17 protein-coding genes are annotated in these 17970 nt (G+C 72.6%); 9 read left to right on the forward strand and 8 right to left on the reverse strand.

Annotation, left to right across the window (positions count from 1 at the left end):
- The first annotated feature begins 39 nt into the window (after nt 1–39).
- Nucleotides 40–1668, forward strand: coding sequence for an ABC-F family ATP-binding cassette domain-containing protein (locus tag NOO62_RS33480; RefSeq protein WP_268774536.1), 1629 nt, complete (start codon nt 40–42; stop codon nt 1666–1668).
- A 15-nt stretch (nt 1669–1683) separates the two neighbouring features.
- Here the strand turns inward: NOO62_RS33480 and NOO62_RS33485 are convergent, their stop codons facing one another.
- Nucleotides 1684–3234 carry an alpha/beta hydrolase gene (locus NOO62_RS33485; RefSeq protein WP_268774537.1) on the reverse strand — a complete coding sequence of 517 codons (1551 nt, stop codon included), beginning with the start codon at nt 3232–3234 and terminating at the stop codon, nt 1684–1686.
- A 268-nt stretch (nt 3235–3502) separates the two neighbouring features.
- Between NOO62_RS33485 and NOO62_RS33490 the strand changes: the two genes are divergently transcribed.
- The 3 genes from NOO62_RS33490 to NOO62_RS33500 are packed head-to-tail and all read left to right on the forward strand — an operon-like array spanning nt 3503 to nt 5370.
- Nucleotides 3503–3736, forward strand: a complete 234-nt coding sequence (locus tag NOO62_RS33490) for a DUF6158 family protein (RefSeq protein ID WP_268774538.1) — start codon at nt 3503–3505, stop codon at nt 3734–3736.
- The gene (locus NOO62_RS33495; RefSeq protein WP_268774539.1) at nt 3733–4311 is read left to right on the forward strand and encodes a TIGR03086 family metal-binding protein; all 579 of its coding nucleotides are present in this window, start codon (nt 3733–3735) and stop codon (nt 4309–4311) included. Before NOO62_RS33490 ends, NOO62_RS33495 begins: the two co-directional genes overlap by 4 nt.
- A 51-nt stretch (nt 4312–4362) precedes the next feature.
- Nucleotides 4363–5370: a Ppx/GppA phosphatase family protein gene (locus tag NOO62_RS33500; protein ID WP_268774540.1), complete on the forward strand. Its 1008-nt coding sequence runs from the start codon at nt 4363–4365 to the stop codon at nt 5368–5370.
- Nucleotides 5371–5376: 6 nt separating this feature from the next.
- On the opposite strand, the gene NOO62_RS33505 is transcribed toward NOO62_RS33500, so the two are convergent.
- The 3 genes from NOO62_RS33505 to NOO62_RS33515 form a co-directional block, all read right to left on the reverse strand.
- Nucleotides 5377–5937 (reverse strand): type 1 glutamine amidotransferase domain-containing protein, encoded by a 561-nt coding sequence (locus NOO62_RS33505; protein ID WP_268774541.1) that lies wholly within the window; start codon nt 5935–5937, stop codon nt 5377–5379.
- A gap of 118 nt (nt 5938–6055) precedes the next feature.
- Nucleotides 6056–6493 (reverse strand): CBS domain-containing protein, encoded by a 438-nt coding sequence (locus NOO62_RS33510; RefSeq protein WP_268774542.1) that lies wholly within the window; start codon nt 6491–6493, stop codon nt 6056–6058.
- Between the two features lie 105 nt (nt 6494–6598).
- A complete protein-coding gene (locus tag NOO62_RS33515; RefSeq protein ID WP_268774543.1) occupies nt 6599–8419 on the reverse strand; it encodes a thiamine pyrophosphate-requiring protein in 1821 nt (606 codons plus the stop codon).
- Between the two features lie 250 nt (nt 8420–8669).
- Between NOO62_RS33515 and NOO62_RS33520 the strand changes: the two genes are divergently transcribed.
- Nucleotides 8670–9482 carry an RNA polymerase sigma factor SigF gene (locus tag NOO62_RS33520; protein ID WP_150174189.1) on the forward strand — a complete coding sequence of 271 codons (813 nt, stop codon included), beginning with the start codon at nt 8670–8672 and terminating at the stop codon, nt 9480–9482.
- Here NOO62_RS33520 and NOO62_RS33525 read toward each other — a convergent pair.
- Nucleotides 9463–10599, reverse strand: coding sequence for a PAS domain-containing protein (locus tag NOO62_RS33525; protein ID WP_268774545.1), 1137 nt, complete (start codon nt 10597–10599; stop codon nt 9463–9465). The genes NOO62_RS33520 and NOO62_RS33525 overlap by 20 nt on opposite strands.
- Nucleotides 10600–10681: 82 nt before the next feature.
- Between NOO62_RS33525 and NOO62_RS33530 the strand changes: the two genes are divergently transcribed.
- Both NOO62_RS33530 and NOO62_RS33535 read left to right on the forward strand, forming a co-directional pair.
- Nucleotides 10682–11380: an ANTAR domain-containing response regulator gene (locus tag NOO62_RS33530; protein ID WP_268775903.1), complete on the forward strand. Its 699-nt coding sequence runs from the start codon at nt 10682–10684 to the stop codon at nt 11378–11380.
- Nucleotides 11381–11480: 100 nt separating this feature from the next.
- Complete coding sequence (locus NOO62_RS33535; RefSeq protein ID WP_268774546.1) at nt 11481–12731, forward strand: aminotransferase class I/II-fold pyridoxal phosphate-dependent enzyme; 1251 nt, start codon at nt 11481–11483, stop codon at nt 12729–12731.
- Here NOO62_RS33535 and NOO62_RS33540 read toward each other — a convergent pair.
- Genes NOO62_RS33540 through NOO62_RS33550 form a run of 3 tightly spaced genes read right to left on the reverse strand, consistent with a single transcriptional unit; the run spans nt 12725 to nt 15062 of the window.
- Entirely contained in the window at nt 12725–13630 is a 906-nt protein-coding gene (locus NOO62_RS33540) for a phytoene/squalene synthase family protein (RefSeq protein WP_268774547.1), read from the reverse strand. The genes NOO62_RS33535 and NOO62_RS33540 overlap by 7 nt on opposite strands.
- Nucleotides 13631–13671: 41 nt before the next feature.
- Nucleotides 13672–14286, reverse strand: a complete 615-nt coding sequence (locus NOO62_RS33545; RefSeq protein ID WP_268774548.1) for a DedA family protein — start codon at nt 14284–14286, stop codon at nt 13672–13674.
- The gene (locus tag NOO62_RS33550) at nt 14286–15062 is read right to left on the reverse strand and encodes an MBL fold metallo-hydrolase (RefSeq protein WP_268774549.1); all 777 of its coding nucleotides are present in this window, start codon (nt 15060–15062) and stop codon (nt 14286–14288) included. The genes NOO62_RS33545 and NOO62_RS33550 overlap by 1 nt, the downstream gene beginning before the upstream one ends.
- A 110-nt stretch (nt 15063–15172) precedes the next feature.
- Here NOO62_RS33550 and NOO62_RS33555 point away from each other — a divergent pair, with 110 nt between their 5' ends.
- Both NOO62_RS33555 and NOO62_RS33560 read left to right on the forward strand, forming a co-directional pair.
- Nucleotides 15173–15577, forward strand: a complete 405-nt coding sequence (locus NOO62_RS33555) for a hypothetical protein (RefSeq protein ID WP_268775904.1) — start codon at nt 15173–15175, stop codon at nt 15575–15577.
- 285 nt (nt 15578–15862) lie between these two features.
- Nucleotides 15863–17935, forward strand: coding sequence for an alkaline phosphatase family protein (locus tag NOO62_RS33560; RefSeq protein ID WP_414931030.1), 2073 nt, complete (start codon nt 15863–15865; stop codon nt 17933–17935).
- Nucleotides 17936–17970: the final 35 nt, after the last annotated feature.

Consider the following 17970-nt stretch of genomic DNA (forward strand, 5'->3'; position numbering starts at 1 on the left):
GTTTGCCCGGGCACCCGTCGGCCACGGAGAATCCCGCTCATGGGACATCTGGAAGCCGCACACCTCGAGTACTACTTGCCGGACGGGCGGGCGCTGCTCGGTGATGTCTCCTTCCGGGTCGGCGAGGGCGCGGTCGTCGCCCTGGTCGGGGCGAACGGCGCGGGCAAGACCACCCTGCTCCGGCTGATCTCCGGCGAGCTCCAGCCGCATGGCGGCAGCGTCACCGTGAGCGGCGGCCTCGGCGTGATGCCGCAGTTCGTCGGCTCGGTGCGCGACGAGAGCACCGTGCGCGACCTGCTCGTCTCCGTCGCCCAGCCGCGGATCCGGGCGGCCGCGAAGGCCGTCGACGCCGCCGAGCACGCCATCATGACGGTCGACGACGAGGCCGCCCAGATGAAGTACGCCCAGGCGCTCTCGGACTGGGCGGAGGTCCAGGGGTACGAGGCCGAGACGCTGTGGGACATCTGCACCATGGCCGCGCTCGGCGTCCCGTACGACAAGGCCCAGTTCCGCGAGGTCCGCACCCTCTCCGGCGGCGAGCAGAAGCGCCTCGTCCTCGAGTCCCTGCTGCGCGGCACCGACGAGGTGCTGCTCCTCGACGAGCCGGACAACTACCTCGACGTCCCCGGCAAGCGCTGGCTCGAAGGGCAGCTGAAGGAGACCCGCAAGACCGTCCTGTTCGTCTCCCACGACCGGGAGCTGCTCGCCCGCGCCGCCGAGAAGATCGTCAGCGTCGAGCAGAGTCCCGGGGGAGCCGACGCATGGGTGCACGGCGGCGGCTTCGGGACGTTCCACGAGGCCCGCAAGGAACGGTTCGCGCGCTTCGAGGAGCTGCGCCGCCGCTGGGACGAGAAGCACGAACAGCTGAAGAAACTGGTCCGCACCCTGCGTCAGGCCGCCGACGTCAGCCACGAAATGGCGTCGCGCTACCACGCCGCCCAGACCAGGCTCCGCAAGTTCGAGGAGGCGGGACCGCCGCCCGAGCCGCCGCGCGAGCAGGACATCACCATGCGGCTGCACGGCGGACGCACCGGTGTACGGGCCGTGACCTGCGAGAACCTCGAACTGACCGGCCTGATGAAACCCTTCGACCTGGAGGTCTTCTTCGGCGAGCGGGTCGCCGTCCTCGGCTCGAACGGCTCGGGCAAGTCGCACTTCCTGCGGCTGCTCGCGGGCGACTCCGAGAATCCCGTCGCCCACACCGGTCTGTGGAAGCTCGGCGCGCGCGTCGTGCCGGGACACTTCGCGCAGACCCACTCCCACCCCGAGCTGATGGGCCGCCCGCTCCTTGACATCCTGTGGCGCGAGCACGCGCAGGACCGCGGCGCCGCGATGTCCCGGCTGCGGCGGTACGAGCTGACGCAGCAGGCCGAGCAGAACTTCGAGCGGCTCTCCGGCGGCCAGCAGGCCCGCTTCCAGATCCTGCTGCTCGAACTGCAGGGCTGCACGGCGCTGCTCCTCGACGAGCCCACGGACAACCTGGACCTGGAGTCCGCCGAGGCGCTGCAGGAAGGCCTCGAGGCCTTCGAGGGCACGGTCCTCGCCGTGACCCACGACCGCTGGTTCGCCCGCTCCTTCGACCGCTATCTGGTCTTCGGCAGCGACGGCCGGGTCCGCGAGACGCCGGAGCCGGTGTGGGACGAGCGGCGGGTCGACCGCGTGCGGTAGACCCGCCGCCCGGCGTCAGTCGAAGGCCGGGGAGGCCGGGACGACCGGCTGCGCGGGCCTGACGCCCGGCGTCGCCCGGCACGTCACGTCCTTCGACGGCAGCCTGCCGGTGACCAGATAGGACGTGGCGGTGTCCTCGGCGCACCGGTTGGCCGGGCCCGCGGACATGCCGTACACGACGCCGTGCCCCTCGCCCTCGTCGACGGTCAGCAGCCGGGAGCCCTTGAGGGCGCGGTGCATGCCGCGCGCGGTCGACAGCGGGGTCTGCGAGTCCCACTCGTTCTGCACGATCAGCGAGCGGACGTGGTTGTCGACCTCGGTGCGGGGCTCCACCGGCCGGTCCCAGAAGGCGCACGGGTTGATGGTGGAGGCGAAGTCGCCGAACAGCGGGTAGCGGGCGGCGTCGCGGACCGAGTCGCGGTGGTACGTCTTCGGGTCGCGCGGCATGGGCGCGTCACCGCACACCACGGTCCAGAGCGCCGACACCAGGTTGTCCGTGCTCTCCGGCTCGGTCGGGAAGTCGGGGACCGGCTTGCCCGCGGCGGCGTCCTTCAGCATGCCGACGAGCTCCGCGGCGTTGCGCACGGTGAAGAACTCGCGGCGCAGGAGGCCGCGGATGTCGGTGCCGGTGAGCTTGGCCGTGCCCACGTCGATCGGGTCGCGGTCGGCCCGCTCCACCAAGTCCCAGAAGGTGCGGGAGACTTCGGCGGGCGTCTTCCCCAGGTCGTACGTCGCCGAGTGCTCGGCGGTCCACCGCGTCCAGCGCGCGAACGCGGGCTCGACCTCCGGCGCCCACACCTGGAACATCTCCCGCCACATCTTCTTCGGGTCGACGGCGCTGTCCAGGACGAACCGGTCGGCGCGCCGGGGGAACAGCTGCGTGTACACGGACCCGAGGGCCGTCCCGTACGAGACGCCGTAGTACGAGATCTTCTTCTCGCCGAGGACGGCCCGCAGGACGTCCATGTCGCGCGCGGTGTTGCGCGTCGTCATGTGCGACAGCGCCGCGCCCGTCTCCTCGCGGCACTTGTCCGCCACGGTTTTCGCCCAGGCGACGTTCTCGTCGAACGGACGGTAGGAGCGCGGGAACCGCTTCTCGTCGTCGGTGAGACCGCACTCGACGGGTGTGCTCGCGCCGATGCCGCGGGGGTCGAACCCGATGAGGTCGTAGCGGTCGGTGACGGACTTGGGCATGGTCTTCGTGAAGTACAGCGGCAGATCGAGGCCGGGGCCGCCCGGTCCGCCCGGGTTGGAGAGCAGGACGCCGCGGCGCTTGCCGGGGTCGCCCGCCTCGATCCGGGATATCGCGACGTCGATGGCGGTGCCGCCGGGGTCGCGGTAGTCGAGCGGCACCTTCAGGGTGGCGCACTGGTAGGCGGCGGGCGTGTCGGCGCCGCACCGCTTCCAGTCCGGCTTCTGATCGGTGAACCGGCTCAGCGAGCGGCTCTCGGTGTCCTGCCGGGGTGCGGCCGAGGCCGGGAGGGCGGCGAGGCCGGGGGCCAGTACGGCGGTGAGGCCGAGGGCGACGAGAGGTAAGCGGCGGCGTCTCGGTACGGAGTGGGGCACGTGGGCGGTCCTTCCCGTGGTGAATGGTTCTGCCGCTCGGGTGGACGCGGAAACAGAGCCTTCTGCCTCCCCGGCAGGCGCCGCCGTTTCAGGACATTCACGGGGTTCCTGTACGCGCCGGTTCGCCCGTGCGGTGCGCGCGCGGCCCGTGCGCGGTGCATCCTGGGTAGGACGGGCCCAGCGGGTACCCGGAAAGCAGGGAGCGCCGCGACAGAGCGATCGGACAGCGATCGGACAGCGGTCGCACGCAGAGCGATCGGAGCGATCCATGAACGGAGTCGATCCGGGCAGGCTGGACGACCAGCAGCTCATCAAGGAGCTGGAGACGATCCACCGCACCCGCCACAGCACCCTGCTGCACGGCTCGAACGACGCCCTGCGGGCCCACAACGACCGCATGGCGCAACTCGAAGGTGAATACTTGCGCCGCCATCCGCGCAGGTCGGTGGCCGGGGGACGGACCCGCGCGGGCGCGCGGGAGAGGGGAACCACAAGCACATGACGGACAACCCGACCCTCCTTGAGCGGCACGGCGAGGCACTCGACCTGTTCACCGACCGCGTGCACGCCGTCCGCGCCGACCAGTGGGACGCCCCGACGCCCTGCACGGACTGGACGGTGCACGACCTGGTCAACCACCTCGCGTCCGAGCAGCTGTGGGTGCCGCCGCTGCTCCGCGACGGCGCCACCCCCGAGTCTGTCGGCGACGCCTTCGACGGCGACATGCTCGGCCCCGACCCGGTCGCCTCCTGGGACACCGCGTCCGCCGCCTCACGCGCCGCGTTCCGCGAGCGGGGCGCCCTTGACCGCACCGTCCACCTGTCGTTCGGAGAGGCCTCGGCACCGTTCTACGCCGGGCAGATGATCACCGACCTCGTCGTGCACGCCTGGGACCTGTCCCGCGCGATCGGCGCCGACGAGACACTGCCCGAGGCCCTCGTCGCCTTCGCGCTGGGCGAAGTGGAGCCCCACGCGGCCGAGTTGGAGAAGAGCGGCCTCTTCGCCCCGGCCGTGGAGCCGTCGGCCGACGCCGACGAGCAGACGAAACTCCTGAATCTCCTGGGCCGCGAGGTCTGAGATCGCTCAACCATCGTCTTTCGGCTCGCGAACAGAGGGAACCTGATGTTCATGAGAGTCGGAGTGGTGGATGTGGGTTCGAACACGGTGCGGCTCGTCGTCGCGGACGCCGACGGACAGGTGCCGTTGCCGGTCCACACGGTGAAGAGACGCCTGCGGCTGGGCGAGCACCTGGACGACGAGGGCCGCCTCGGCGAGGAGCCGGTCCGCGAACTGGTCACGGCGGTGCGTGACGTACAGGAAGAGGCACAGCGGTGGGGGGTGTACGAACCCTTCGCCTTCGTCACCTCGATCGTGCGGGACGCCCCGAACCGGGCGGAGGTGCTCGAAGCGGTGGAGGCCGGCACCGGGATCCGGCTGCGCACCCTGTCCGGCGAGGCGGAGGCCGAGCTGACGTTCCTCGCCGCCCGCAGGTGGATGGGGTGGCGCGCGGGGCCGCTGGTGCTCTTCGACATCGGCGGCGGCTCCCTCGAAGTGGCCTTCGGCCGCAGCCGCCTGCCCGACTACGCGGCGTCGCTGCCGCTCGGGGCGAGGCGGCTGACGCGGGAGCTCTTCGACGGCCAGGACCCGCCCCGCGCCGAGGACCTCAAGGCGGTGCGCCGCCAGGTGCGTCACCAGCTGCGGGACGTGGCCGCCCGGATCCGCTGGGAGATGCCGCACACGGCCGTCGCCACGTCGCGCACGTTCCAGCAGCTGGCCAGATTGTGCGGTGCGGCGCCCGGCCGCTACGGCCCGTTCGTGGAGCGGCAGTTGGGTCGCGTCGAGCTCGGCAGGGCGCTCAAGGAGCTGGCGTCGCTGCCCGCCGAGCGACGCGCCCAGCTGCCCGGCATCTCGGCGGCGCGCGCCGGTCAGTGCGTGGCCGGCGCGGTGGTCGCCCACACGGCGATGAAGCTGACCGGCATCGAGGAGGTCACCGTCTGCCCCTGGGCGCTGCGCGAGGGCATCCTGCTCCGCTACATCGAGGACGGTGACGCGGACTGGTGGGCCGGTGAGCACGTGCACATGGGTGACACGAGCCGCACCGCCCAGATGCTGATGCCGCTGCCCGCCGCGACCTGAAGGACGTCAGCCCGACTGCGGCTTCGCTCCCTTGGCGAACTCCGCGAGGAACGCCTCGCAGAACGCCTTGAGGTCGTCCGGCTTGCGGCTGGTGATGAGCGTGTTGGGGCCGCCCGTGCAGACCTTGACCTGCTCGTCGACCCAGGTGCCGCCCGCGTTGCGGATGTCGGTCTTGAGGCTCGGCCAGGAGGTCAGGGTGCGGCCGCCCAGCACGTCCGCCTCGACGAGCGTCCAGGGGGCGTGGCAGATGGCCGCGACCGGGAGGCCGTGGTCGAAGAAGTCCTTCACGAAGGCCACGGCCTTGGCGTCCGTGCGCAGGTAGTCCGGGTTGGCGACGCCGCCGGGCAGCACGAGTCCGTCGAACGTGTCGGCCCGGACGTCGGCCACGACCTCCTGGACGGGGAAGGTGTCCGCCTTGTCGAGGTGGTTGAACCCCTGGATCTCGCCGGGGTCCGTGGACACCAGGACGGCCTCGCCGCCCGCGTCCCGGACGGCCTGCATGGGGTCCGTGAGTTCGATCTGCTCGACGCCCTCGGGCGCTACGAGGAACGCGATGCGCTGCGGCATGGCGGAGTCGTCCTTTCTTCTGGCTTATTCGTGCTGGTCCTGCTGATCCTGCTGATTCATGCGGAGGTGCCCGCAGGCGACGCTCCGTACAAGATCTGATTGTCCGTATGGGGATTGTTTAAACCCATTCGTCCGGACCCCCGTCAGGTGCCGCGCGGCTGATGTCCGCGAGCGCCGACGTCGGGTCCTCCGACAGCGCGAGGTCACCGAGGCTCACCATCCCCACCGGGTGGCCGTCCTCGACGACGGGCAGCCGCCGCACCGCGTGGTCGCGCATCAGCCCGATGGCCTCCGAGACCGCGTCGCCAGGGGCCACCACCACGGGGTTGGGCGTGCAGACGGCCTGGGCGCTGACCGTCAGCGGATCCGCGCCGTCCGCCACGGCGCGCAACGCGATGTCCCGGTCCGTGAGCACGCCCAGCACCCGCCCGTCCGCCGCGACCAGGACGTCCCCGATGTCCTGGGCCCGCATCAACTGTGCCGCTTCGACGAGAGAGGCGTCGGGGCGTACGGCCACGACACCCGGCGTCATGACGTCCCTTACGTAATCAGCCATGGCTGAGCCCTTCCTGCATGCGTCCGTCGTACGTTCCGCGTGCTGACTCCGCCGCAGTACCCCTGAGCCCCGGAGCCATGCCTCCCGAGGACGCCCCGGGACCTTCTAGGACCGCTCCCCGCGGTCCTTGCGTCCCGCCCCCGGCAGGAACTCCTGCACCTTCGCCTTGAGGCCCTGCTTGATCACGGACGCCCGGTCCGCGTCACCCTTGAGGATCGATGACGCGGTGGCCTCCATCTGGTCCCACGTCGCGTGCGGCGGAATCGGCGGGACCGCCGGGTCGGTGCGGAAGTCGATCACCACGGGGCCGCTCGCGTCGAGCGCGGCGCGCCATGCCGGTTCCACCTCCTCGGGGCGCTCCACGCGGATTCCGGTCAGACCGATCGAGCGGGCGAACTCCGCGTACCGCACATCCGGCAACGACTGGGACGGCAGGAAGGACGGGGCGCCCTCCATCGCCCGCATCTCCCACGTCACCTGGTTCAGGTCCTGGTTGTTCCACACGGCGACGATCAGCCGCGGGTCGTCCCAGCGGTGCCGGTACTTGGCGGCGGTGATCAGCTCCGCCATGCCGTTCATCTGCATCGCGCCGTCACCCACCAGAGCGATGGCGGGACGGTCCGGGTGCGCGAACTTCGCGCCGATCGCGTAGGGCACACCGCACCCCATCGTCGCCAGGGTGCCCGACAGGGAGGCGCGCATGTCGCCGCGGAAGGTGAGATGGCGGGCGAACCAGTTCGCCACCGAGCCCGAGTCGGAGGTGACGATCGCGTTGTCGGGGAGCAGCGGATCCAGGGCGCGCGCCACGTACTCCGGATTGATCGGGTCGGCGGAGACCGCGGCCCTGCGCTCCATCACCCCGTGCCAGCGCGTGACGTTCGCACAGACCTCGTCGTACCACTCGCGGCACACCTCGCGGCGGTCCTTGTCGATGAGCGGGATCAGCTCGCGCAGCGTCGCCCGCGCGTCGCCGATGAGGTTCACCTCGTACGGATAGCGCATCCCGATCATGTGCGGGTCGATGTCGATCTGCACGCCACGAGCCGAGCCGAACTCCGGCAGGAACTGCGAGTACGGGAAGCTGGACCCGATCGTCAGGAGCGTGTCGCAGTCGCGCATCAGCTCGTAGCTGGGGCGGGTGCCGAGCAGACCGATCGAGCCGGTGACGTACGGGAGTTCGTCGCTCAGAGCGTCCTTGCCGAGCAGTGCCTTCGCCACGCCCGCGCCGAGCAGCTCCGCGATCTCCTCGACCTCCGCACGTGCTCCCGCCGCGCCCTGGCCGACCAGGATCGCCGCCTTCTCGCCGGAGTTCAGGACCTCGGCGGCGCGCTCCAGAGCGGTCGGCGAGGGCATCGCGGTCCAGCTGCTGCGGTCGAGGCTGGAGGGGACCATCTTGAAGGCGTGCGGGGGCGGGGAGTACTCCAGCTCCTGCACGTCGCCGGGGACGATCACGGCGGTCGGGCAGCGGCGCGCGTACGCGGTGCGGATCGCCCGGTCCAGGACGTTGGGCAGCTGCTCGGGGACCGTCACCGTCTCCACGAAGTCGCCCGCCACGTCCTTGAAGAGCGTGTGCAGGTCGACCTCCTGCTGGTACGAGCCGCCCATCGCGCTGCGGTGGGTCTGCCCGACGATGGCGAGGACCGGCACGTGGTCGAGCTTCGCGTCGTACAACCCGTTCAGCAGATGTACCGCACCCGGGCCCGACGTCGCCACGCACACCCCGAGCCGCCTGCCGAACTTGGCGTACCCGACGGCCTCGAACGCCGACATCTCCTCGTGCCGCGACTGCACGAAACGCGGCCGGTCCTCGGCCCTGCCCCACGCGGCGAGCAGGCCGTTGATGCCGTCACCCGGATAGCCGAAGACCTGCTCGACGCCCCAGGCGCGCAGCCTCTCCAGAATGTGGTCGGCGACCTTGACGCTCATGCGGAACCCTCCGGTCGGAACGGAAAACGGCAGTGCCGTCCGGGTGTCCTGCCCTATCGGCGGGAAACCTGACGGGTGTTTGCTGCCGGAAGCGCGGGGCAGGCGGAAGAGAGTGCTTCGGACCGGAGGCACGTCCGTGGGAGCGTCCCTGACGCTCGCCCCCCGGGTGTGCCCCGTGGCGGTCCGACGTGCACACACTCCCACGGTGACCGTCCATCCCAAGGCACCCACGAGGGAGTTGCGACGCACCATGCGATCCCACACCACCACTGCAGTAGCCGCGAGGCCCAGGCGGCATCCGCACGACGACGCCCCCGACACCGCGGAAGCCTTCGCCCGCCTCGTCGAACTGGCACCGGGACCCGAGAGGGACACCCTCCGCCAGGAGATCGTCCAGGCCTGGCTCCCCATGGCGGAACGGCTCGCCGGCCGGTTCCGGAACCGCGGCGAGTCCCTCGACGACCTGCGGCAGGTCGCGGCCCTCGGCCTGGTCAAGGCCGTCGACCGCTACGACCCGCGGCGCGGCACCGCGTTCGAGAGCTACGCGGTCCCCACCGTCACCGGTGAGATCAAGCGGCACTTCCGCGACCACATGTGGACCCTGCACGTGCCGCGACGCGTCCAGGACCTGCGCAACCGCGTACGGTTCGCCCGCCAGGACCTCTCGCAGACGGTCTCCGGGCGCGCCCCCACCACCGCCGAGATCGCCACTCACGCGCAGATGAGCGAGGAGGACGCGAAGGCCGGCCTGGAGGCGCTCGACAGCTTCACCGCGCTCTCCCTCGACGCCGAACTCCCCGGCAGCGAGGACGGCTACTCGCTGAGCGACGCCCTGGGCGGCCCCGACCCGGCGCTCGACGTCGTCGTCGACCGCGAGGCCGTCAAGCCGCGCATCGCGCAGCTGCCCGAGCGCGAACGGACCATCCTCTACATGCGGTTCTTCGGCGACATGACGCAGAGCAGCATCGCCGACGAGATGGGCATCTCCCAGATGCACGTCTCACGCCTCATCAGCCGCTGCTGCGACCGGCTGCGCGACCAGGTCATGAAGGACGCGGCCTGACCCCCCGCCGCATGGCGAGCGCCATGTGCCGCGACATCACGTCGACCGCCCGTGCCTCGGCCAGCGAGAACGCGAGCCGCGCGCCGCTCCGGAAGAGCGTGAGGACGCCCTCCACCGGGCCGTGCGTACGGGCGGTCAGCGGCACGCACAGCAGGGACGTCACCTCGGCGCGGACGAGCACGTGCGCGCCGGAGGCGTCCCTGCCGAACGCGTCCGGATCCTCCGGGCGCACCTGAAGCGAGGCCGCCCCGCCGCGTGCCGCCTCCACGACGAGGGGGCACGCGGCGGGGTCCTGCGCGAGGACGTCGGCGGCCGGGGCGCCCGGCGGCCCGAGGACCGTCGTGCGCCGCATCCTGGCGGCGCCGTCGTCGGCGATCACCCAGTCCGCGAACCGCCCGTGCAGCACCCCTGCGGCCGCCTCCAGGACGGCCGCGCCGTCCCCAGCGGGCGCGGCGAGCAGCGCCGACGTCATGGCGTCCATCAGGTCGAGCTGCGCCGCGTGCCGGGTCGCCTCGCCGAGGTCGGGGGCGGGGCCCTGGACGCTCGGCCGCTGCTGTGCGTGGTCGTTCGTGGGCTGCAGCACGACGAGGACGGCGGTGCGCGGCTCGGCGCCGGGGCGCAGCGCGGTGAGGGTCGCGCGGACCGGGGTGCCGGGACTCTGCTGGAGGTGCACGTTCAGGCTCCGGTCGCCCTCGCCGCGGGCGACCGCCGCGGTCTGCGTACGGAACGCGACCCGGTCCGCGTGCATCAGGAACCCGGTCAGCGGCCGGCCCGTCGCATAGCCCGCGCGGACACCGGTCAGACCCGTCGCGGCGAAGTTCATGCGCCGCACGACGGTCTCCCTGTCGACCAGCGCGACCGGCAGCGGCATCCGCTGGAACAGGGACCGCAGCAGCCGCTGCTCGTCACGGTCGGACGTGGCGTCGTCCCACTGGCCGTTGACGGCGAGCCGCTCGTACGTGGGCCACAACTGGGCCGCCACATGGTCCAGTTCGAAGAGCGCCGCGTCCAGGACGGTGCTGAGGTCACCGGCCGGTACGGAGCGAGCCGACTTCAACTCGGCGACGCGGCGCAGAAAGTCCGCGAGCTCTTCACCGAACTCCTCCATCTGGGACATGCGTCGAACCTATCCCCTGCGGCTGTTTTCCGTGGGCCTTGCAGGGAAGCCGAGGGAGAGAGGAGGAACAGTCATGGCGCCCATGCCCGACCCGGACCTGCTCCGGCCGACCTCATCCCTGCCCGGCCGCAGGCTGTCCGAACTCGCCGAGCAGGCCGTGCGCTGCACGCCCGCCTGCTGCGGCGCGAGCACGACGGTATCCGACGGCGGCGACGAACAGCCCATAGCCGTCACCCACCCCGACCTCGCCGGGCTCGTCTCGGTACAGCTGCGCTCCGGCGACGGCCCCATCCCCGCCGCCGAGGAGTGGGGCACGCCCGTCGACGCGGAGGACCTGCTGCGGGACGAGCGGTGGCCCGCGTACCGGGCGATGGCCCTGGACGCGGGCGTACGGTCCTGCGTCACGCTGCCCTTCCAGCGCGGCGGGCTCACCGTCACCCTGACCCTGTTCAGCTTCCGCCCCGGCGCGCTCGACGCCCCCGGACGCGGACCCGCCCAGGCGCTCGGTGACCTCGCCACGACGAGCTTCGTGCGCGACCGGCACTACCGGGCCGCGCTGACCGAGCTGGACCAGCTCGGCACGGCCCTGCGGACCCGCCCCGTCGTGGACCAGGCGTCCGGGATCGTCATGCACGTCCTGGGCTGCGACGCGGACACCGCCTTCGGAGTGCTGCGACGGATCTCCCAGACCACCAACCGCAAGCTGGCGGACGTCGCGGCCGCCCTGGTCGAGACGAAGGGCCGCGGCCTGGAACGCGAACTGGTGTCGCTGGCCCGCTGAGGGTGGAAGTGGCGGCGCCGGGCTGTCGGGGATACGTATGGATATGTAGGCATACGTCCCGCGGACCGGCGCGGTGGATCAGTACGGCACGGAGGCAGGGATGCGGCGTACCGAGGCGGAGGGCCGTGGGCCCGTGCGGTACGGGCCGCCTCAGCCGGAGTCTGGGCTTCCGGTCCTGCCCGAGCTGGCGGCGGCCGCCGCGGCGGCCGCGGGCCGCTGTCCGGCCGAAGCCGCCGGTGGCGGCCCCGCGCTCCTCGATGCCGCGAGCGGCTACTGGGCCCGGCGCGGCCTGCCCGTGGAGCGTGACCAGGTCGTCGCCGCCCCCGGCGCCCCGCCCCTCCTGCTCGCCCTCACCGCGGCCCTCGGCGGTGACGTCCTGCTGCCCCGCCCCTGCGCGGCCTGGTGGGCGCCCCAGGCGCGGCTGCTGGGGCGCGGCGTCTACCACGTGCCGACACCCGCCGAGTGCGGCGGCGTCCCCGACCCGTACGCCCTCCTGGAGACCGTCCGCCGGATCCGCGCCGAGGGCGGCAGACCCCGCCTCCTCGTGCTCTCCGTGGCCGACGACCCGACCGCCACCGTGCCGCCGCCCGAAGTGCTCCACGAGGCGGTGGAGGCCGCCGCCGACGAAGGCCTGCACGTCGTCAGCGACGAGACGTGGCGTGACACCCTGCACCACCCCCGCGACACCGTCCTGATCGGGCCCGCCGAGATGGACCACGAGCGGGTGACCGTCCTCTGCGACCTCGCAGGGCCCTTCCTGCCCCCGGCGCTGCCCGCCGCCGTCGCCCGCTTCCCCGCCACCGCGGCGGGCGCCGCCCTGCGCGCCCGCACCCTCGACGTCCTCACCGCGCTCGGCGCGACCCTCGCCGCACCCGCCGCCGCGGCGGCGTCGTACGCACTCGGCGAACCGGACGCCGTCGTCGAACGGCTCGCCGTCGCCGTCCGGCTGCACGCGCGCGTGGCCGACGCCGCGCAGCACGCCCTGCTCGCCGCGGGCGCCCTCGTCAGGCCCCCGCAGGCGGGCCGCCACCTCTACGCCGACCTGGGCCCCCTGCGCTCCGCACTCGCCGCACGGGACGTCGGCGACGCGCAGGACCTGGAGGACTACCTCGGCACCCGCCTGGGAATGCCCGCACCGGGCGGACACCGCTTCGGCGACGACTTCGACGCCCTGCGCGTACGACTGTCCACGGGCCCCCTCCTCGGCTCGACCCACGCGGAACGTCAGATGTCGCTCACCGCGCCGGACCCGCTGGAACTGCCGCACGTGAAGCGGGCGTTGACGGCGTTCGGCGCGGCCTTCGACGACCTGCGCACGGCCGCCGCGCAGCGGACGGAACCGCCTCACTGACCCCGCTTGCGGTACTCCCGTACCAACAGGCGCACGGCCGTGGGGATGGTGGGCCGCGCCGAGGAGGTGAGGAGCCCGGCCCCCTTGGCCCGGGCGGTGTCCGCCGTCGCCTCCTCCATGCCGATCAGTGCCCGGCCGAAGGCACGGTGACCGGCGGGAAGGTGCCCGGCCAACGCGTGGGCGGCGCCCAGGGACGTACGGGCGGCGTCGAGCTGCCGCGCGATCAGCTCGCGGACACCGGGGGTCTCGCGCCTCGCCGTCAGGTCCTCACGCGTCACGCCGTGACGGTCCAGCACGTCCCGGGGGATCGTGAGGCGGCCGGCCCGCAGATCGTCGGCCAGGTCGTTGACGAAGTCCAGACGCTGGCTGCCGTCGATGAACGCACGGCAGGCGTCGCGGTAACCGGCCGGCTCGGACTCCGGCGCGAGGACGCAGGCCAGGAGCATGAACGCGGGCAGGGAGTAGACGTCGACGTAGCGCTGGTAGTCCGCCTCCGTGCCGAACCCGGCGAAGTCCAGCTCGACGGCAGCGCCGTGGAGGAACGCCTCGACGTGCCGGGCCAGACGCGGACGGGCCGCGCAGGCGTGCAGCAGTGGACGCAGCACGTCGTGGTCGCTGTGGCTCGTGGCCAGCGCCTCGCGGGTCTGTCCGGCCCACCGCTCGTACGCGGCCGAGCGTTCCCGCAGCGACCCGTCGCCGTCGAGAAGGTTGTCCGTGTGGTGCATGAACGCCGTCGCGGCCAGCAGGTGCGGGACGGCGGGCCGGGGCAGGAGCAGCCGGACGGCCGCGTACTGCGGGAACCGGTACCGCGCCACCACGCGGCGCTGCCGCGTGAAGTCGGCGCGCAGCCGCTCGCCCCGTATGCCCGCCGCGTCCAGCGCGGCATCCCACGAACCCATCCCCGCGCCCCGCCCCTGTGTCCGGTCCGGCCGTCCTGCTTCTAGGCCAGGGCGTGCCTGACCTTGCGCCACAGCGCGGGCGCCACACTGATCACCACGGTCAGCGCGACCGCCACCGCCACGCCCTCCCACGGCTCCTTGAAGAGCGACCCGCCGAGGATACCGATCAGCTGATACGTCACCGCCCACGCGAGACACGCGGGCACGTCCCCACGGGCGAACCGGCGCAACGGCATCTTCGCCATCAGGCACGCCAGCATCACCGGGATCCGGCCCGCGGGCACCAGCCGCGAAAGGACCAGGACCATCACCCCGTGGTCCGCCAGCTTCGCCTGCGCCTGCGCGAGACGCTCCTCCGGCGCCCGGTCACGGATCGCCGCCAGCCAGCGCGACCCGTTCTTCGACTTCATGCCGCGCCGCCCCAGCCAGTACAGGGAGACGTCCCCGAGGAACGCGGCGAACGCCGCCACACCGAAGACGATGAGCAGCGAGAACGGCGCCGTCTGGTGGAAGGCCACCACCGCCGCCGAACTCACCAGCGCGCCCGTCGGCACCACGGGCACCAGCGCGCCGACCGCCACGAGCAGGAACAGCGTCGGATAGCCGACGGCCTGCTGCGTGCTCTCCGGCGTCACCTGGGCCACTGAGGCAAGCATTACTTGGACACCTCCGGCAGCACGCTCTCCCCGTGCGCGAGCCGGTGCACCGACACCTCGGGGACGAGTCGGGCCGCATGACGCACGAACTCGTGCCCCGGCGCGTGGAACTCATGCGGGCGCACAGCATCCATGCCAATAGGCCAGTACGTTCCGTAGTGCACCGGAACCGCGCTCCGCGGCCCGATCCGTGCCAACGCTTGCGCCGCTCGTCCCGCGTCCAGGTGGCCGTGGCCCAGATACGGGCCCCAGCCGCCCACCGGCAGCAGCGCCACGTCGACGGCACCGACCTCGTCGGCCATCCCGTCGAACAGTCCGGTGTCCCCGGCGAAGTACGTGCGCGCCTCGCCCTCCACGACATAGCCGAGCGCGGGCGAACGGTGCGGTCCCACGGGCAGCCGCCGCCCGTCGTGCAGCGCGGACACCACGCGTACGACGACGTCACCGACCGGAACCTCGTCGCCGGGCGCCACCTCGGTGAAGCGCAGGTGCGGGAGCCGGCGCCGCAGCCCCGGCAGCGACCGGGCCGTGCCGCGCGGGACCAGGGCCAGGGTGCCCGGCGCGAGCCTGGCCAGCGAAGGCACGTGCAGGTGGTCGGCGTGCAGATGGGAGAGAAGCACGACGTCGGCGACCGCCGCGTCCGGCGGCGGCAGGGCACCCCTGCGGCGCCGCAGATGCGCGAGGCGGCGGGCGAACAGCGGGTCGGTCAATACGCGGACGCCCGAGTCCTCGACCGTGCATGTGGCGTGACCCCACCATGTGACCTCGACGGGCACCCGGTTCCTCCTTCGTGCGACTGTCTCCGAGCCTACGGCCAGGAGTAGGGTCGGCGGCTGAGACCGAAGGTCAGGGGGACGCCGTGGAGGATGCCGTGGGCACCGCCGTCGTGGGCGCCGTACGCGTCGCGTCGATCGCCAGTCTGACCCCCCTGGAGGAGCTGGAGGCCGACCCCTTTCTGGTCGACTCGCGCAGCCAGCACGCGATGTGCGCGCGGTGGGCCGCCGCGCAGGGGTACGTGATCACCCGGGAACTCGTCGTACGAGGCGTGCGCGCCGATCACGCCGTGCTGTGGTCCGACGTCGAGGCCGGCCTCGTCGACCTCTTCGTCGTGCCGAGCCGCAGGGTCCTGGAGCGCGCGCTGCGGTCCGCGGACGAGTTCACGGCGGAGTGTGCGCGGCGGGGGGTGCGGGTCGAGACGGCGGGGCTTGCGGAGCCGGCGTACGACTCTCGCATGAAGGCGAGTGTTCATCGGCGGCTGTCCATGCCGACGGCGGGGTACGACGGCTGTTGACCGGGGTGCCTTCTGCTGCGCCGCTCCGCGGCGTGGCGTTGCGCCGCTCCGCGGCGTGATCACCCCGGCGCTCCGCGCCGTGAACTCCGCCGCTCCGCGGCGGTCTCCCCACCCGCCCGCCCGTACTCCGCACCTCAGCACCCGGTAGATCTCCGCCGCTCCGCGCCGGTGTGACACGCTGGGGGCGAATCGGGGGTCGTGAAAGGGCTTGACGTGGGGCGATGGCGGAAAGTCGGAAGCGCCCTGTGGCGCAGCGCGGCGGTATGGGCCGTCAGCACGCTGACGATGCTCGTGCTCGCCGGGATCCTCCCGGACTTCAAGCTCCAGTCGGACGACGGCGACAGCTCCACCCGTATCGCGATCACCGCCGCCCTCGGCGCGGGCGCCTTCGGTCTGCTCTCGGTGCTGGTGTGGCCGCTGCTGGTGCGGGCCCTGCTGCTCGTGCCCGCGCTCGTGCTCGGCGTGCTCGCGTTCTTCCTCAACGGGTCCTTGCTGTTGCTCGCGCTGAGCCTGATCCCCGAGGGGCGTGGCGAGGCCGGGGCCGAGACCGCCGTCGTGGTCGCCGCCGTGATGTCCGCCGTCGCCTCGGCCACCGGTGGCGCGCTGGCCGTGCGGGACGACGACGCGTACCGGCGCAGGCTGTACCGGCTCGCCGACCGGCGTCGCCGTCGCCGTCCCGACGGGACTCCCGGGCCCACCAGCCCGGGCACTGTCTTCATCCAGCTCGACGGCGTCGGGCACGATGTCCTGACCAGTGCTGTGGGGAAGGGCCTCATGCCGACCGTGGGGCGCTGGCTGGGCGGTGCCGGGACCGCCACCCACCGCCTCACCCCCTGGCGCACCGACTGGTCCAGTCAGACCGGTGCCAGCCAGCTCGGCATCCTGCACGGCTCCAACCACGACGTGCCCGCGTTCCGGTGGTACGAGAAGGACACCGGCGAGGTCATGGTCAGCAACCGGCCCGCCTCCGCCGTGGAGCTGCAGCGGCGGGCCGTCGAGCGGACCGGCGACGGCGGGCTCCTCACCGTGGACGGCGCGAGCCGCGGCAACCTGTTCAGCGGGGGAGCGGAGCAGCTCGCCCTCGTGCTGTCGGTGGCGGCGAGGCGGGGGAAGGAGAACCGGTCGCGGGCCGGGTACTTCGCCTACTTCTCCGATCCCGCCAACGCCGTCCGTACCGCGCTCTCCTTCGTCGCCGAGGTCTTCCGGGAAATCGGTGAGTCCACGGCCGCCCGCGTCAAGCGCCGCCGCCCGCGCGTGGGCCGCGGTGGCCTGTACCCGTTCATCCGCGCCTTCGCGACCGTCGTCGAGCGTGACGTCGTCGTCGCCGCCGTGATCGGGGACATGCTCGCCGGGCGCAGCGCGGTCTACGCCGACCTCGTCGCGTACGACGAGGTGGCGCACCACTCCGGTCCTGCCGGGAAGGACGTCGACAAGGTGCTGCGGCGACTCGACCGGTCGCTCGCACTGCTCGACCAGGTCGCCGAGCACGCCCCCCGCGCCTACCGGATCGTGGTCCTCTCCGACCACGGGCAGAGCCCCGGCGAGACGTTCCGTACCCGCTACGGGCTGACGCTCGGCGATCTCGTCCGGGCCGGCTGCGGGCTGCCCGTGCCGCGCAAGGCGCGGCGCACGCACAGCGGTGCGGAGGCCAGGGCGGCCGTGCGGGCCGCGCTGCGCAGGCCCGTGGAGGAGGGCGCCGAGCAGCGCAGGCCGGTGCGCCGCGCCGAGCCCATCGTGCTGGCGTCCGGCAATCTCGGGCTCGTGTCGTTCCCGGACGTACGGCACCGCATGACGCGTGAGGAGATCGACCTCCGGCATCCGGCGCTGCTTCCGACGCTCGCCAACCATCCGGGCGTCGGTTTTCTTCTCGTACGCAGTGCGGAGCGGGGTGCGCTGGTGCTCGGGGCGCGCGGTGCCGAGGTGTATCTGGACGAGGAGCCGGCCGATCTGGGGCCGCTCGCCGACTTCGGGCCCGGCGCCGCGGAGACCGTGCGGCGCACCGACGGCTTCCCGCACACCGCGGACATCATGGTCAACTCCTGGTACGACCCGGACGACGGCGAGGTGCTCGCGTTCGAGGAGCAGATCGGTTCGCACGGCGGCCTCGGCGGCGCGCAGTCCCGGCCGTTCCTGTTGTCGCCGGTCGTGCTCGGTGACCCGGTGGCGGACGGCGACGGCGGGGAACTGGTCGGGGCCGAGCGGGTCCACCACGTCCTGCGGGGCTGGCTTGAAGAGGACTTGGGGCCGGAGGTGCCTCTGCCCGTCGACTCCGTCACCGTGAACGATTCCCTGTCCGGTGCGCCCGACAGCACAGCTTTTACTGTTCCTGGCGGCGCCGTGCAGGACAAAACACTCTGATTTGTGGCAGCGTCCGCCGTGCCCGACCATGTCTT

The sequence above is a fragment of the Streptomyces sp. Je 1-369 genome, from assembly GCF_026810505.1.
GTDB lineage: Bacteria > Actinomycetota > Actinomycetes > Streptomycetales > Streptomycetaceae > Streptomyces.